The organism is Hymenobacter metallilatus (assembly GCF_003944705.1).
GTDB lineage: Bacteria > Bacteroidota > Bacteroidia > Cytophagales > Hymenobacteraceae > Hymenobacter > Hymenobacter metallilatus.
The window spans coordinates 230,903-247,160 of sequence record NZ_RWIS01000004.1 but is presented as its reverse complement, the minus strand read 5'-3'; the positions used below and the strand labels follow the sequence as shown (position 1 = coordinate 247,160).

The following is a 16,258-nucleotide window of genomic DNA, read 5'->3' as shown; positions in this document are numbered from 1 at the left end:
CTGTCCTAACCGGATAGGCCTCAGCTTGCCTTCCTGTTGCTTCCATGCCTTCTCTTTCCTGCGTTCTGCTAGTAGATGACGATCAGACAACTAATTTTCTGAATCAGCGGCTGCTCCAGAAGCTGGCCGTCACGGACCACATTCTAACTGCTCAGGATGGTCAGCAGGCCCTGGATCTGCTGGCCCGGAACTGCCAGCCCCTTACTCCCACCTGCCCCGGCCTTATTCTGCTGGACGTGAATATGCCGGGGATGAACGGAATTCAGTTTCTGGAAGAATACCAGCAACTTCCCCTTGCCGCGCAGAAGGCAATTGTCATTGTAATGCTCACAACATCCCTGCATCCTCGTGACGTGCAGCGGGTGGAAAAGCTACAAGCCGTATCGGGGTTCATCTCCAAGCCGCTAACGGCCGAGAAGATGCAGAACATCCTGGAAAAATTCTTCTAGGGGTGAGCTTGCAAGCCCGGGCGCGGGGCGGGCAGGCAGTTGGGTTGCTGGGGGTAAGGGGTAAAGCCTAAAGTCGAAGAAGTTGATATTTTGAGTGAAAACCGACCTTTTTTGCTCGAAATACCCTATATTGATCAGAAAGAATGCAAACCTTTCAAGATTTGTGTTCTTTTGCTTTCATTGTCATTCTTCCTAATCCCTTCCCCACTTTCCTCACCGCATGAAAAAAGCTTTACTTTCTTTAGGGTTATTCGGACTGGCTGCTGCCAATGCGCACGGACAATGGGTACTGCAGAATACTACCAATCCGCAGACTCCGCCCAGCTACTTCTCCCGCCAAATCCAGACTGTAAGCGCTACGGTTGTGTGGCAGCTGCTGCAGGAAGCCACCTCGGGCTCTTCCATCAATACCTTCTCCAGAACCACCGATGGCGGGGCCACCTGGGTATTTAACTCGGTAAATGGCACGGCCAACTACTCGGCCGCCGGTATTCATGCCCTCGATGCCAACACGGCATTTGTGGCGCAGTACGGTGCGCAGGGCGGCGGCGAAATTGTAAAAACCACCAACGGTGGCACTACCTGGACCAAAGTAACTACGGCCACCCAGTTCCCCCGCACGGCAGGCTTTGCCAACTGGGTATACTTCTTCGATGCCAACAACGGTGTATCGTTGGGCGACCCGGTGGGCGGCTATTTTGAGGTGTATACCACCAGCAACGGCGGTACTACCTGGACGCGCGTTCCGCAGTCTAACCTGCCCACCCCGCTCGATGCCAACGAGTATGGTCTGGTAGGCTCCTACTTTGCCCTGGGCAACACCATCTGGGCGGGTACTACCCACCTGCAGGACCCGAACGACCCCAACTCGGGCCTGCCTTCCCGCATCCTCAAATCCACGGACCGGGGCCTTACCTGGACGGCTTCGCCCGTTACGCCCCTGAGCGGGGGCATCAGCCGCCTGGCCTTTGTGGACCAGAACAATGGCCTGGCTTTTCAGGGAGGCGACCTGATTTACACCACCAACGGGGGCGCTACCTGGCAGACCCGTTCGTACACCGGCAACTTCAACCACTTTGATATTGATGCGGTGCCCGGTACCTCCACCTACGTGAGCGTGGGGTCCTCGGTGCCCACCGTTACCACTGCTGCCGACTACGGCTCCTCGTATAGCACCAATGGTGGACAAACCTGGATTGATATAGACCGGGGCCGCTATTCCTCCTCCGTGGATTTTATCAGCCGCAGCGTTGGGTATGCCGGCGCGCAAACCGATAACCTCGGCGCTGGTGGCGTGTACAAATACACCGGCACCATTACGGCCAATAAAGGCGCTCAAACGCTGAAAGGCCTGTCCGTATACCCCAACCCCAGCGCTACCGGGGTATTTGAGGTAGAGCTGACAACTGGCTTGAAGGCCGGTGCCCAGGTGCGGGTATTCGATGCGGTAGGCCGGCAGGTATACAGCCAGTCTCTCAACCCCACGGCCATTGCCACGCAGCGCACCGTTCTGGACCTGAGCCAGGAAAAAGCGGGCCTCTACACCCTGGAGCTGCGTACCGAAGCCGGGGTAGGCCAGCAGCAGCTTGTAATTCAATAGCGCGCTCAGGCAACTCGCATGATTGTACTCCAGAGGCCCGGTTGTTGTGGCAGCCGGGCCTCTTGTGTAAGGTAATGCCGGGCCTTAGTTGTTCGTCTTATTTTGCTCATTTCGTGTTGTTTCACTCCTTCCAATTATGAAAAAAAACCTACTACTTATTACGGCAGGTCTGCTGGTAGCCACCACCAGCCAGGCCCAGTGGGCTCAGCAACCCTTTACCTTCGCCAAGCCCTCGAACGTATCATTCTACATTGATGCCATCGACGCCAACACGGCCTGGGTTTCCTCCACTGGCGCTTTCAGCGGTGAGGGTGCCAACCAGGTGGCTCGCACGTTTAATGGTGGTCAGAACTGGACAGTACTCACCGTGCCCGGCGTGAATCCGGCCACCCAGAATATTCAGGCTATTTCGGCCATAAGCGCCACCACGGCGTGGGTTGTCACGCTGGATGCCGTAGGCGGGCGGATTCTCAAAACCACGGATGGTGGTGCCACCTGGGCACAGCAGAGCACTGCCGGCATGTTCAGCCAGCCCGACAGCTGGCCCAATACGATTTATTTCTTCAACGCCAATGATGGCGTGGTAATGGGCGACCCGGATGTGGCCGGCGGGTCCATGGAAATTTACTATACCTCCAACGGCGGTACCACCTGGACCCGCGCCGCCAACGTGCCGGTAGGCACCTCCGGCGAGTATGGTAGTGTACTACCGCCGGCGGTAGTGGGCAACTCCATCTGGTTTGCCAATGATGAGGGCGACATTTTCCGCTCGGCCAACAAAGGCGTAACCTGGTCGGTTACCCGGGGCGTGGCCGCTGATGCTATCGAAAATATTGCCTTCCGCGACGAGCAGAACGGGCTGGCTCTGATCAGCAGCTCGAGCAGCACCAACCACCTGCTCTACCGGACTACCAACGGAGGCGCTACCTGGAGTCCGCTCCCCTACACCGGCCCTCTACACGGCATATCCCTTGATAACGTGCCCGGTACCAGCAACTACGTATCGGTGGGGGCCGATTTTGGCAACGGGGATGCTGGCTCCTCTTTCAGCCGCGACAATGGTCAGACCTGGATTCAGATTGAAAACAGCATCAACCACCTGCTGATGGATGCGGCCAGTCCGACGGCCGTGTGGAGCGGGGCATTGGGCGTGAATGCCGCCGGCGACGTTGTGGGCCTGGGTGTAAACAAGCTCACCAGCACCGTACTGCCCACCCGGGCCGCCACCCTGGTGCTGGGGGCCAGCCTCTCGCCCAACCCCAGCACCACCGGGCAGTTCCGGGTACAATGGGCGGGGGCGGCGCACACTGGTAGCGCTACCCTCACCGTAACCGATGCCCTGGGCCGGGAAGTGCAGCGCCGCTCCCTGGATGCTACCCGCAGCAGCGAAACCGGCCTGGACCTGAGCCAGGAAAAAGCGGGCCTGTACCACGTGAAGCTGGAGTCGGTGGCTGGCGTGAGCCACCTGCGTGCCCAGGTACTGTAACCAGCCAACCGGGCAAGTATCGAAAGCCTCTGTTTCCGGCGGAAACAGAGGCTTTTTTGTGGGGAATGAACCTGAGCGAAATGGCCTTCGGGCTGGCAAAAACCGGATTTTTTCGGTATCTTTGCCTACTTACGCACTAAGCGCTGAACCCAACCGCAACATGAGCGAAACCAAAGAAAAGAAAGCCCCCGCCGAGTACTCCGCGAATAGCATCCAGGTACTCGAAGGGCTCGAAGCCGTGCGCAAACGCCCCTCGATGTACATCGGCGACACTGGCATCAAAGGCCTGCACCACCTGGTGTGGGAGGTGGTCGATAACTCCATCGATGAAGCCCTGGCCGGCCACTGCGACACCATCCACGTAACCATCAACGAAAATAACTCCATCACCGTCCGTGACAATGGGCGCGGCATTCCCGTCGATTTTCACCAGAAAGAAGGCCGCTCGGCCCTGGAGGTGGTAATGACAGTACTGCACGCTGGCGGCAAATTCGATAAAGACAGCTACAAGGTATCCGGCGGCCTGCACGGTGTGGGCGTGAGCTGCGTGAATGCCCTCAGCAAAGACCTGAAAGTGACCGTACGCCGCAATGGCAAGGTGTACGAGCAGGAGTATAAAATCGGGGCGCCCCAGTACCCGGTCAAGGAAATAGGGGAAACCGAGGAGCACGGCACTCAGGTAGAGTTTCTGCCCGATGATACCATCTTCTCGGAATCCGTCTACAAGTATGCCACCATTGCCTCGCGTTTGCGGGAGCTGGCCTACCTGAACCGGGGCATCCGCATTACCCTGACTGACCGTCGGGAGCCCGGCGAAAACGGGGCCGAGTTTCTGGGGGAAGAATTTTTCTCCACCGGCGGCCTGGCCGAATTTGTGCAGTACCTCGACGGCTCGGAGCGCCATGCCCTGATGCCGGCTCCCATTCACGTAATCAGCGAGAAAGGCAGCACTCCGGTTGAGGTAGCCCTGCAGTACAACGACTCCTACCAGGAGAACATCTTCTCCTACGTCAACAACATCAACACCCACGAGGGCGGTACCCACGTGGCCGGCTTCCGCTCGGCCCTGACCCGCACCCTGAAAGCCTACGCCGACAAATCGGGTAAGCTGGAGAAGGCCAAGGTGGAAATTTCGGGTGAGGACTTCCGCGAAGGACTCACGGCCGTTATTTCGGTGAAAGTGGCCGAGCCCCAGTTTGAAGGGCAGACCAAAACCAAGCTGGGCAATAACGAGGTAAGCGGCGCGGTGAACACCGTAGTCGGCGAAATTCTCAGCCAGTACCTGGAGGAAAACCCCAAGGAGGCCGGCATCATTGTGGAGAAGGTGATTCTGGCGGCCAAAGCCCGGATTGCCGCCCGCAAGGCCCGCGAAATGGTGCAGCGCAAAACGGTGCTAGGCTCTACCTCCCTGCCCGGCAAGCTGGCCGACTGCTCCGAATCGGACCCGGAAATCTGCGAGATTTACCTGGTAGAAGGTGATTCGGCCGGTGGTACTGCCAAGCAGGGCCGCAACCGGGCTTTCCAGGCCATTCTGCCGCTGCGGGGTAAGATCCTGAACGTGGAGAAGGCCCAGGAGCACCGCATTCTGGAAAACGAGGAAATCCGGAACATGATTACCGCCCTGGGCGTGAGCTTTGGGGTGAATGCCGACCCGGAAAAGGGAATCGAGGCCGATGCCAAAGCCCTGAATACGGCCAAGCTGCGCTACCACAAAGTCATCATCATGACCGATGCTGACATTGACGGTTCTCACATCCGTACGCTTATCCTCACGTTCTTCTTCCGCTACATGCGCGAGCTGGTAGACCGGGGCTACATCTACATTGCCCTGCCACCGCTCTACCTGGTGAAGCGCGGTAAGGAGGAGCGGTACTGCTGGACCGAAGACGAGCGGGCCCAGGCCCAGGAGGAACTCGGCCGCGGCAAGCCCGAAACCGTAAACGTGCAGCGTTACAAAGGTTTGGGTGAGATGAACGCCGAGCAGCTCTGGGAAACCACCATGCAGCCCGCCACCCGCTCCCTCAAGCAGGTTACCGTGGAGTCGGCCGCCGAGGCCGACCACTTGTTCTCCATGCTCATGGGCGACGAGGTAGCTCCCCGCCGGGACTTCATCGAGAAGAATGCCAAGTACGCCAAGCTCGACGTTTAGGGCCACTGATTGCACGGCTTTTTAAACGGATTCCACGGATTCCGTGGACGATTCGCTTGATATGTGAACGGCCCGCTGCCTGGCAGCGGGCCGTTTTTTTGTTGATATTCCCTGTATATTTCTTACACGATGTTACCATGCGCCAAAACATTTCGTCCGGGGCTCCGTGGGAGCCGATTGTGGGATACTCGCGGGCGGTGCGGGTAGGCAATGTGGTGGAGGTGGCCGGCACCACTGCCCAGGACGGCGACGCCGTGACCGGGGCCGATGCCTACGCGCAGGCGGTGCGGGTGCTGCAAAAGATAACAGCTGCCCTGGCCGAAGCGGATGCTACGCCGGAACACGTAGTACGCACCCGCATCTACCTGACCGATATGCGCGACTGGGAAGCAGTAGGCCGGGCGCACGGGGAGGTGTTCGGGAGCATCCGGCCGGCCAGCACAATGGTGCAGGTAGCCGCCCTGATTGACCCGCGCCTGCTGGTGGAAATTGAGGCCACCGCCTTTGTGGTGGGCTAAGGAGAGGCTAACTAGCTGCAGATCAGAAGCTGCGTACACAGCACCGAGACGCAACAGGCTGCATCGGGGCGGTGCTGACGTTGTTTGCTGCCCCGACATTGTTCTATCAACAGACTCCAACCATTGTGTCCCCAGGCCGTTGTGGCGGCGGTAGTCGTGGCGCATCTTTTCCGCCTCAGGGAGTTCAAACCCCGCCCGAAGCCCGTAACTTGCCCGGCAACCTGTTTACCCCTCGGAAATCGTCCACAAAATCCGCGAAATCCGTAGTAAAATCCGTGAAATCAGTGGTCCTATGAAGCTGTTCAAATCCGCCGACCTCATCCGCAAAAGCAAGTACATCAGCCGAGACCTGTCGTGGCTGCGCTTTAATTACCGGGTGCTCGATCAGGCCCGCGACGCCAGCCGCTCGTTGTTTGACCGGCTGCGCTTTATGGCCATTACCAGCAGCAACCTCGACGAGTTTTTCATGATTCGGGTGGGCTCGCTCTATAACTACATCGACTACGGCAAGGAGCGGGTCGACTATTCGGGACTGCGGGAGCTGCCGTTCCGGCGGAAGCTGCTGGACTTCGCCCACCGCTTCATCAACGACCAGTCGCTGACCTATCTGAATGACTTGAAGCCGCTGTTCGAGAGGAACGGTTTCAACGTGCTCAAAATGGAGGAGCTGACGGAGTTGGAGCTGAAAAAGGCGGATGGATACTTCAAAAACACCATTTTCCCGCTGCTGACGCCTATGGTGTACGACAGCTACCACGGCTTCCCGCTGATGATGAACCAAATGCTCATCTACGGAGTCGTGACGCGGGCCGGGGGCGGGCTGGATGCCGAGGCCGAGCGGGGCCAGGAGCGCCTCACCTTCGTGCAGATTCCGCAAAACCTCTCGCGCTTTTTTGAGCTCACGCGCAAGGATAAGGTCATTTTTGTGCCCATTGAGGAGATTGTGCGGGCCAACATGCCCAAGCTGTTCCGCAACGTCGAAATAGTATCGGCCGATTTATTCCGGATTACCCGCAACGGCGACTTCACGCTGGAGGAGTCGGATGACATTGATGTAGATTTCATCAAGGAGATTCAGCTGGGGCTGAAAACCCGCAAGAAGGGCCGGGTAGTGCGGCTGGAAGTGGAGCCCAACGCCTCGGTGCTGCTGATGAACGTGCTGAAGGAGCGGTGGAAGATTGACAACGGCAACGTGTTCGTTATCAACTCCCTCATTGATCTGAAAGGGCTGCTGCAAATTCTTAAGCACCCCAACTTCCGGGGCAAGGGCAGTAAACAGCCGGCCGCCGTCACGCCCTTGAGTCTTCCGGAGGGTGCCGAAGACAACCTGTTCGAGTACCTGAAGCATCATGATGTGCTGCTGCACCACCCCTATAATAACATCGACCCGGTGGTGCGGCTGCTGGAACAGGCCGCCGAAGACCCCCACGTACTGGGTATCAAGCAAACCATTTACCGCCTCGCCGACGACTCCCGCGTAACGGCTGCGCTGCTGAAAGCTGCCGAAAACGGCAAGCACGTATCGGTACTGTTCGAGGTAAAAGCACGGTTTGATGAGGAGCGTAACATCCGGGAAGGAGCTAAGCTGGAAAAGGCGGGCTGCTTCGTCATCTATGGGGTGAGCAAATACAAGACGCACACCAAGATGATGATGATTATCCGGAAGGAAGGCGAGAAGGTGACGCGCTACGTGCACATTGGGTCAGGCAACTACAACGAGCAGACCTCCCGCATTTACACCGATGTGAGCTTGCTCACCACCAACGACGTGTACGGCCACGACGTGTCGGAATTCTTCAACGTGATAACCGGCCACTCCCAGCCCGACGACTACGAGTACCTGATTACGGCGCCCAAGGACATGCGTCAACAGCTGATTTCTCTGATTCGGGAGGAGGTGCGCAACGCCAAGAAAGGATTGCCCAGTGGTATTGTTATGAAAATGAACTCCTTGGAGGACAAGGAGATGATAGACGAATTTTATAAGGCTAGTAAGGCCGGGGTTCCCATTCGGTTTATCGTGCGGGGCATTTGCTGCCTGCGGCCGGGCCGGGCCGGGCTAAGCGAAAACATTGAGGTTCGCAGTATTGTGGGCGACTACCTGGAGCATTCCCGCCTATTCTACTTTCATCAGGCGGGCCACCCCAAGGTGTACGCTGGCTCCGCCGACCTGATGGTGCGCAGTTTCGACCGGCGCATTGAGGCGCTGTTTCTGATTGTGAACCCTCAGCTGAAGCGCGAAGCAGTTAACATCCTCTATTTCAACCTTAAGGATAACCAGAATACCTACGTGATGCGGGAAGATGGCGCCTACATTCACCGGCAGCCGGCCCCCGAGGAGCCAGCGTTTAACGTGCACAAGGAGTTCTACCACAAGAACTTCACCATGGTCAGCGAAACGGCCCTGTACGATGAGTGGCTGTCCTGCGCATCCATCCGCCACGATGCTTCGGCCGACGTTGCCGAAGCCGCGCCCTCCGTACCCATCGACGACCAGCCCAACGCCCCGGAAGCCAGTGAGGAAGAGGGGGTAGCCGTAGAAGTAGTAGAAGGTAACCCTGAAACGGAGGCCGATTTGGCGTAAAAACCGTGTACCCCGGAGCTGTGCTCCGGCTCGCGTGAGAGGATAATTACTCCCAGGCACGAGCCGAAGCGCAGCTTCGGGGTACACATTTTGTTACTCCACCTCCGTGGGGCGGGGCTGTACGGTGGGAGTGGGGTGGCCGGGCTGATGGTCGGTGGAGGCTCGAATTTCCTCGAAGTGGTCTTCAAAGAGGGCCTGCAGCATCCCGTCTTTCAGGCCAATATCCGGCACCAGCATCTGGTGCACCTCTGCCCACTCCATGGCGGAGAGGTAGATGTGGCCGGCCGGCACGATGACGTCGGCGCGGTCGGGGTTGAGTAAGGCCACGTTCACCCGCTCGTCCATGGTCATGCTGGTGAGGTGGTCCAGTACGGTGGCAATGCGCTTGCGGGTAACGGGCTTGTCCAGCTGGGGCTGGGCCATGCTGTAGAGCTTATTGATGTTGCCCCCGGTGCCAATAGCCCGCGACACGTGGTAGCGGCGGGCATTTTCGGTTACCCACTCCTCCATGCGCTGCCAGGTGGCGTGCATGGCCTCGGTGCTAAGGCCGGCCTCTTCCTGCTGCATGCGCCGGATACTGCCCACCTCAAACGACTGCGAGGCCACTTTGCGGCGGTTGTGGTAGATATTGAACTCGGTGCTTCCCCCGCCCACATCAATGTGCAGGTAGTGTTTTTTGTCTTCCAGCAGGTTCTCGATAACGCGGTTGATGTAGGCCGCTTCGGCCTGCCCATCAATTACCTGCACCGTCATGCCCAGCTCCTGCTGAATGCGGTGTGCCACTTCCCGGCCGTTTTCGGCGGTGCGCATGGCTGAGGTGGCGCAGATCAGGTAATGGTTGGGTGCCACGTCGTGCACCTCCATCAGCAGGCGCAGGGCGTGCAAGAACTTGATGAACTTAGCCTGCTTCTTCTCTGAAATCCGGCCGGTGGCAAATACATCCTCGCCCAGCCGCAGGGGGTAGCGCACGTACTCCACTCGCTTCAGCCGGTACCGGTCGCCGTAATGCAGAACTGCCGAAATCTGGCACCGTACAGCGTTGGATCCAATGTCAATAGCGGCCAGTTTCAGAAGCGGGTATTCCATGCGGAAAAAGGAGGGGTGACCAATAAATCAGCGGCAAATATAGGAGTTCGGGCCGGGCTACGGGTATTCGGCATGCCGAGTGAAAAAGCCGCGCCCTGTTTCCGGAGAAGCAGGGCGCGGGAGGGGGCTAGTTATCAATCCGGAAACCCAGTCCAAACTGGATCAGTCCATTCTCTACCGATTTCTGATACGATACAGACAAGGCCAGCTGGTCGGAAACGGGGGCTATGTAGAAGCCGGCCCCGTAGCCCTGGTGCCAGCCACCCGGCGAAGAGCCCTTAAAATAGACCCGCCCCCGGTCGTAGAAACCGAAAATGCCGTACGAGAAGGGTAGGAAGGAGGTTTGCACCCGGCCCAGAGCCAGCCGCAGCTCGGTGTTCAGGTACAGGCTGGCGTCGCCGGTGAAGCGGGTACGATAGTAGCCCCGCAGTCCTTCGCGCAAACCCAGGCTGGTAAATTTGTAGAACGGAATGTCGTCGTCGTTGCCGTAGTTTTTGGCGCCGCCCCCCTTCACCACCAGCGTTACCGGAATGCCCAGGCGGGCCGTGCCGTAGTACTCGGCAAAGCCCTGGGTAAGGCCAAAGTTGCCTTTGTTGCCGTTGAGCTGGTGGTAGGTATCGTGCTGGGCGCGCAGGCGTACCCCGCGCCGGGCAAAGCTTTGCCGGTCGCGCAGGTCCACATCCAGCAGGGCATTGAGGCCGATAAGTCGCTGAAAATCGGTGTTCGGCACCTGGCCTTCCGGCACCGGAATACCGCCGCTTTCCAGCTGGCCCAGGTAGCTGGAGCGGGCGTAGCTGGAGGTGTACTGCTCGTAAGTGGGCCCGATGCGAAACAGGCTGCGCTGCCAGAATACCCGCTCGGTGAAGGCATTCAGGGTAAAGCCCTTATAGCGGGCTTTGTAGAACTTATTGTCGTACAGGTCCTGGTCTTTGGTGGTGTTGTTGCCCAGGCCGAAGAAATTGTAGAACGGGAAGAAGTTGCCGTACTCGGTGCGGGCGCCCACATCCCACTTGCCAAATGCATAGCGGTGGCGCGTAGCCAAGGAAACCTGGAAGTTGCCGCCGCTGGAGCCGCGCACATCGAAGGAATACAGGTTCTTGAAGCCCGGCTTGCGGAAGCCCTGCCGCACAATATCTACCCCGGCACCCAGCCCAATGCCGTCGTTGGCATTTACAATGATGGTAGCCCGGGGCTTGTAGCCGTTAAACTCAAATTCCTCCCGGTTGTACTGGTTTACGTTGGGACGGGTGGAAGTACGGTTATCGGATTCGGAGCCTAGTTTGAGGTCGGTATCGGGCACGTCGTACACTTTGGTGAGAGTGCGCAGGCCGCTCACTTGGGAATCATCTGAAATCCGGTCTTTCCCATCTCCCCCGATGATGCGCACCAACACGCTTTTGCGGGCCGCGCCGGTTACGGTGAAAATGTCCTTGCCATCAAGCCCATAGAGGCTCACCTCTTCAGTTTCTTTGGGGGAGAACGTGCGGTCGAAGAGGGCGGGGCCATTGGGCTCGTCGCCGTCCTTGGCCTTATCGAACATCTGCACCCGCACGTTGCCATCAGCCTGCCGGTTTACCCGGAATACTTCGGCTTTGTTGGAGCCCACCACGTCCACGCGCTTAGCCAGCAACAAGTAGTATTCATCCAGGGCCTTGGGCAGCTCCCGGAGGCGGGCTTTGAGTTTGCGGTTCAGCTCATCCGTAGAGAGGGTTTTCAGCTCGGGCGGCAGGGTGCCGGTGGCTTCGTCGATGGCGGCGGGCGTGAGGCGCTCCTGCATGTAGCGCGCCACCTGCTGCCACTGCTCCCGGCTCAGGCTTTGCAGCAGAAACCTATCCAAGTGACGGGCGGGCCAGTTCAGGCTTTTCAGGTCGCCGAACTCCGCCTGAAACCCTTCGATGCTGGGCACGGCCCACTCCCGGTTGGCCAGGTAGGTCAGGACCCCGTTCCAGAGCGTAAACGACTGGTCCCGGTCGCGGGGAATGGGCCGGTACACGGTTTTCTTGCCTTCCTTGAAGCCGGCCCATTTCCAGTTGTCTTCGTGCTTGCCGAAGTCGGCCACCAGCATATCGAAGGCCCGGGCATGGGCCAGGGCCACGGCGTCGATGCGGTTGTCGTTGTCCTTGTAGAGCTGGCGGAAAAAGCTGAAGGAACGGCGCACCTCGTCGGCCCCGCCGAAGCCGGGCAGGTTGGGCTTGGGGTCGCCGGGGCGGTCCTCCAGGGTACCCAGCAGGCCAGCGTATTCCGGGCGGTAGGGGCCCAGCTGGTTGTTGTCGGGCAGCACGAACAGCCGGGGACGGGCGTGCAGGATATCCGTTTTGTCCAGCAACGAGCCCGTTACCAGTGCCGAGTAGGGGTGGGCCGTGGGCGTGATGTCGCGCAGCACGTTGGCGGCCACGGAGCGGCGCAGCTCGGGCGGCAGAATGCGGGTCACGTCCTTATCCACGGACCGGAACACGTACTCGGAGGAGTCGGCGGCAATCAGCTTAAGGGAAGTGGTTTGCCGCCCGCCGCCCCGACCAAATGCCCGCAGGCCGCCTTTCTCGGTAGCCAGGTTCAGGGTTGGTACCTGCACCGGTTGGGTCCAGGAAGTGCGGTAGAGCTTGCCCAGCCAGAACCGGGAGCCGCCCGTGCCGCCGTACTGCTTACCGGCGGCCAGCGTCTGAGTGGCTACAAACGGGGCATCGGGCTTGACTTCGGCTACGCCTCGGGGGGCCGAGGGGCACTCTGGTATAAACGAGTTTACAGGAATGCCTTGCTGCTCCGGCCCGCAAGCTGAGCGGAACAGCAAGGCTGCATAGGCCTCACGGGCGCCGGTACCGGCCCCGTCAAACGTGTAGAAAGCGGTTTTAACGGTACCGTCGGCGTAGTAATCGAGGCGGGAAAACCCTTCCTCCGCCCGGTTGAACTGCGACTCACGGTTGGCACCCACAGGCTGCTTTTGGGCAAATGAGCCCGACACCAGATGGTAGCTGCCCTGCGCCTCCGTAAGCTGTAGGCTGAAGTCATGAGCGGCGGCGTACACCGCCCCGGGATGGTCACGCAGGGTATTCAGCATTTCCTTCTGGAACTGCTGGTAGGCGGGGTTGGCCAGGTCGCGGGGGGAGCCCACGTTCTGGCGGTACGCGGCATACACGGTGCCGGCCACGGGCGGCAGCAGGTGGCGGCTCAGGGGCATGTGGCCCCCGTACACGCCGTTACTCAGCACCGGCTGATGGCCCACCAGCAGCACGTTGCGGCCCTTGGTTTCGTCCAGCACATCCTGCAGCTGCTCCCGAAACTCCTCCACCGTCATGGTTTTGCAGTCGGTATCCGGGGCCTCCGGCTTGTCGAAGGGGTGCGTCCACCAGGGCGAGTTAATAGCCACCAGCCGCACCAGGGGCGCAACGTCTACCACTTCGGGCCCCGGGCAGCCCCCGGTCGGAAGAAACGCATTCTGACCAGGTAGTTTTTCCTCAATGTACTTCTCCAGCCGCCGCACCCGCTTCAGGCCGTCGGGGCCGGAATTTGCCCAGTCTTTGTCGCCGGGCAGGAAGTAGATTTTGCCGTTGGGCAGGCCCTGCACCAAGGCAATTAGGGCATCGGCGCGGGCAGTCTGCCCGGTCTGGGCCGAGTCCTTTTTGCCACCCAGGCCCTCATTTCCGACAATATCACCGAGGTGAACCACCGTAAACGGGCCGGTTTGCTGCTCCAGGGTGCGGCGCAACGCCTGCAAGTGACTGGTCGGCAGCTCGGTGGTAGCCGTGTTTCCCAGCAAAAAAACCGAGTGGGCCGGCGCTGGCGACTGGGCAAAGGCCGGAAATGTAGCCGCCAGGCCCAGACCGGCCAGCAGCACGTAGGTGTAACGAAAGGGCATAGAAGGGGAGTATGGAAGCCTCTTCTACGGGAAAACCAGGTTTCCGATTTGACTAGGCTTTACTTTCTGATTAGCGGGAACCCGGGGCTGTACGGAGCCGCCGCAGGCTATACTGCGCCACTAGCAGCAGAGCGCAGGGCAGCAGTATCCATTGCACCTCGCTACGCAGTACGCGGGCGGCCCATTCGCCCACAAATTTCTTCACTCCAATCGGCGACACGGCAATGGGCCGCAGCCCCAAAAAATACCGTGTGGTGTCGAGCGGGCTGAAAAATGCCACCCCTTCCCCGCCCGTGGTCATGGCATCGAGCAGGCCGTGCGAGGCCGTAGCCAGAAACAGCAGCAGCCACAGCCGCCCCAGCGGCGGCATAAGGGCCGGGCGCCGCCAGTGTAGGCCACCAGTCAGGGCAGTAGCTGCCACTGCTGCCGCCAGCAACGAATGACTCAATCCCCGGTGGCCCCAGAGGCTGGCGTAGGCCACGTGAAATTTGAAACCGATGACATCGGCATCCGGCAGAAAGGCACAGGCGGCTGCCAGCACCCAATACGGCCAGTAGCGGCGCTCTGGCAGCAGCAGTTTGCCCAACGTCGCGCCCAATGCGCAATGCCCAACAATAGAAGCCATTACAAAGAAGGAAAAGCAGGCCGTAGCGCGAACTTGGTAGTTCGTGCCTCAATATGAATAGTGTTATTATGGTAAGGCGTGAGCGGCCAGGTTCGTACTACCTGGCCTGCCGCAGCTCGGCCGCTACCCGAGGCACACCGGTGGTGCCAGGCTCGGTGATAAAGTGCAGGTTGGGCCGGGAGGTTACCGGCGGGCGGCTGGGGTCAATGATGTACACCGGCGTACCGCGGCGCACGTAGTCTACCAGGCCGGCGGCCGGGTATACCTGTAGCGAAGTACCTACCACCAGAAATACGTCGGCGGTGGCGGCTTCTTCGGCGGCGCGCTCCATCAGCGGTACGGCCTCCCCGAACCACACAATGTTGGGCCGGAGCTGATGACCCTTTTCGCACAGCTCGCCCAACTCAATCCGGTCAGTTTCCAGAGGATACACCAAGTGCTCGAAGTAGGAGCTGCGGCTCTGGAACAGCTGGCCGTGCAGGTGAATGACGCGGGAGGAGCCGGCCCGCTCGTGCAGGTCGTCCACGTTCTGGGTAACCACCACTACCTCAAAATCTTTTTCCAGCTCGGCCAGGGCCAGATGGCCGGCGTTGGGCTGAGCGGCCCGGGCGGCGGCGCGGCGCTGGTTGTAAAATTCCAGCACCAGCTCCGGGTTTTTCGCCCAGCCCTCCGGCGTGGCCACGTCCTCAATACGGTGGTTTTCCCAGAGTCCATCGGTGGCCCGAAACGTGGCCAGGCCGCTTTCCGCCGATATACCAGCCCCGGTCAGGGCCACCAGTTTCTTTTTCATATTGTGAGTAGCACAAGCGGCAGCCTATGCTGGTTTAGGTTTTTAGATAAATAAGGTGCGGCGCAGCCATTCACTGTATTCCAGCCATGCAACGCGGCATCCGGTGCAAGCTACAGCGCGGGCAACAGTTTCAAAACCGCTTCAATTCCTCACGCCGGAATGTCCATTCCGGGGTGCTTACCTGCGCGGCACCGGGGTCCAGCAGAAACCAAGCCCCGAGGCCGCTAGTATTCCAGCCGTTTTTCAGCACGTGAATTTGCTGGGCCGGCATGTAGCTCTGGGCCAGCAGCGCCACGCGGCGGCCGGTGGCGGGCTGCACGGCCACATCCAGCACCAGCACCGCGTGGCCCGGCGAGCCACCCCGAATCAGCACGTCGCCGGGCTGCGCCTGGGCCAGGGGCCTGGGCTCCAGTTCTTTGCTCAGGGAAAGGGTGCCAGCATAGGTAAAAATCTGGTCGAGGTAGCGGCGGAACGTAGCGTGCGTAGGTGCCTCCACGGGGCGCGGAGCTGCTTCCACTGCATTGCCCACTACCCGGAAGCCTCTTCCTGAGTACCAGTTCTGAAACCGCACGTCGTCGCCGCTGGTCAGGTGGAAATGCACTTGATTGGGGTCCTGGTTAAACTGGTACTCGGCCCGCAGCCGGATAACGGCGTCGGCGCACTGCTGCAAGTCTCGCGGGCCCACGTCAATATCCAGCACGGCGGCGTGCACGTCCTGCCGGTCTTTTAGCTGCCCGTTATACAGTTTCACGGGCGTGCCGGGTGGCAGCAGAGGCAGATTGCGCAGCCAGTTTCCAAAGCTCCGCGGTTGTACTGCCACCCGCTGGTAGCCGGCTGGTGGTGCAAACCGGGCACCTACGGTTTGGCGCGGGTTATAACGGTTGGTTAGCCGCCAAGCATACTCGGTTGCCTGGGGTGGTGCTTCCGGGGAATAGGAGGAAGCAACAATAGCCGTTTCGGCCGGGGCAGCGGTGCAGCCCAGTAGTATGACCAGCGGCAGAATAAAGTGTTGCATAGCTCAGATACAGTGGTAAAAAAACAGCTGTAATAACGAGGATATGGCAGTGGTATTTGATAGGCTGGCGCATAAAAAAGCCCCAACGCGGGGTTGAGGCTTT

General features: G+C 59.6%; 11 protein-coding genes. 6 read left to right on the top strand and 5 right to left on the bottom strand.

The features are described 5' to 3' along the window. The first annotated feature begins 44 nt into the window (after positions 1–44). The 6 genes from EI290_RS08465 (at position 45) to ppk1 (ending at position 8,786) form a co-directional block, all read left to right on the top strand. A complete protein-coding gene (locus EI290_RS08465) occupies positions 45–449 on the top strand; it encodes a response regulator (RefSeq protein ID WP_125428661.1) in 405 nt (134 codons plus the stop codon). Positions 450–669: 220 nt separating this feature from the next. Continuing rightward, the gene (locus tag EI290_RS08460) at positions 670–2,049 is read left to right on the top strand and encodes a T9SS type A sorting domain-containing protein (protein WP_125428659.1); all 1,380 of its coding nucleotides are present in this window, start codon (positions 670–672) and stop codon (positions 2,047–2,049) included. Positions 2,050–2,185: 136 nt separating this feature from the next. After that, positions 2,186–3,535 carry a YCF48-related protein gene (locus EI290_RS08455; protein ID WP_125428657.1) on the top strand — a complete coding sequence of 450 codons (1,350 nt, stop codon included), beginning with the start codon at positions 2,186–2,188 and terminating at the stop codon, positions 3,533–3,535. Positions 3,536–3,695: 160 nt separating this feature from the next. Next, the gene (gene gyrB / locus EI290_RS08450; RefSeq protein WP_125428655.1) at positions 3,696–5,684 is read left to right on the top strand and encodes a DNA topoisomerase (ATP-hydrolyzing) subunit B; all 1,989 of its coding nucleotides are present in this window, start codon (positions 3,696–3,698) and stop codon (positions 5,682–5,684) included. A gap of 137 nt (positions 5,685–5,821) precedes the next feature. Further along, a complete protein-coding gene (locus EI290_RS08445; protein ID WP_125428653.1) occupies positions 5,822–6,202 on the top strand; it encodes a RidA family protein in 381 nt (126 codons plus the stop codon). A 292-nt stretch (positions 6,203–6,494) separates the two neighbouring features. Then, positions 6,495–8,786: a polyphosphate kinase 1 gene (gene ppk1 / locus EI290_RS08440; RefSeq protein ID WP_125428651.1), complete on the top strand. Its 2,292-nt coding sequence runs from the start codon at positions 6,495–6,497 to the stop codon at positions 8,784–8,786. A gap of 93 nt (positions 8,787–8,879) precedes the next feature. Here the strand turns inward: ppk1 and EI290_RS08435 are convergent, their stop codons facing one another. The 5 genes from EI290_RS08435 to EI290_RS08415 form a co-directional block, all read right to left on the bottom strand. Beyond that, a complete protein-coding gene (locus tag EI290_RS08435; protein WP_185816903.1) occupies positions 8,880–9,872 on the bottom strand; it encodes a Ppx/GppA phosphatase family protein in 993 nt (330 codons plus the stop codon). A 127-nt stretch (positions 9,873–9,999) separates the two neighbouring features. After that, a complete protein-coding gene (locus tag EI290_RS08430) occupies positions 10,000–13,725 on the bottom strand; it encodes a BamA/TamA family outer membrane protein (RefSeq protein ID WP_125428649.1) in 3,726 nt (1,241 codons plus the stop codon). A gap of 70 nt (positions 13,726–13,795) precedes the next feature. Next, entirely contained in the window at positions 13,796–14,350 is a 555-nt protein-coding gene (locus tag EI290_RS08425; protein ID WP_125428648.1) for a metal-dependent hydrolase, read from the bottom strand. A 97-nt stretch (positions 14,351–14,447) separates the two neighbouring features. Then, positions 14,448–15,140 (bottom strand): SIR2 family NAD-dependent protein deacylase, encoded by a 693-nt coding sequence (locus tag EI290_RS08420; protein WP_125428646.1) that lies wholly within the window; start codon positions 15,138–15,140, stop codon positions 14,448–14,450. Positions 15,141–15,270: 130 nt separating this feature from the next. Continuing rightward, complete coding sequence (locus EI290_RS08415; protein ID WP_125428644.1) at positions 15,271–16,155, bottom strand: DUF4846 domain-containing protein; 885 nt, start codon at positions 16,153–16,155, stop codon at positions 15,271–15,273. Positions 16,156–16,258 lie beyond the last annotated feature (103 nt).

Excerpts from the sequence above, each read along its gene's own strand:
- EI290_RS08465 (WP_125428661.1), top strand. The coding sequence starts at position 45 with ATGCCTTCTCTTTCCTGCGTTCTGCTAGTAGATGACGATCAGACAACT.
- EI290_RS08460 (WP_125428659.1), top strand. The coding sequence starts at position 670 with ATGAAAAAAGCTTTACTTTCTTTAGGGTTATTCGGACTGGCTGCTGCC.
- EI290_RS08455 (WP_125428657.1), top strand. The coding sequence starts at position 2,186 with ATGAAAAAAAACCTACTACTTATTACGGCAGGTCTGCTGGTAGCCACC.
- gyrB (WP_125428655.1), top strand. The coding sequence starts at position 3,696 with ATGAGCGAAACCAAAGAAAAGAAAGCCCCCGCCGAGTACTCCGCGAAT.
- EI290_RS08445 (WP_125428653.1), top strand. The coding sequence starts at position 5,822 with ATGCGCCAAAACATTTCGTCCGGGGCTCCGTGGGAGCCGATTGTGGGA.
- ppk1 (WP_125428651.1), top strand. The coding sequence starts at position 6,495 with ATGAAGCTGTTCAAATCCGCCGACCTCATCCGCAAAAGCAAGTACATC.
- EI290_RS08435 (WP_185816903.1), bottom strand. The coding sequence starts at position 9,872 with ATGGAATACCCGCTTCTGAAACTGGCCGCTATTGACATTGGATCCAAC.
- EI290_RS08430 (WP_125428649.1), bottom strand. The coding sequence starts at position 13,725 with ATGCCCTTTCGTTACACCTACGTGCTGCTGGCCGGTCTGGGCCTGGCG.
- EI290_RS08425 (WP_125428648.1), bottom strand. The coding sequence starts at position 14,350 with ATGGCTTCTATTGTTGGGCATTGCGCATTGGGCGCGACGTTGGGCAAA.
- EI290_RS08420 (WP_125428646.1), bottom strand. The coding sequence starts at position 15,140 with ATGAAAAAGAAACTGGTGGCCCTGACCGGGGCTGGTATATCGGCGGAA.
- EI290_RS08415 (WP_125428644.1), bottom strand. The coding sequence starts at position 16,155 with ATGCAACACTTTATTCTGCCGCTGGTCATACTACTGGGCTGCACCGCT.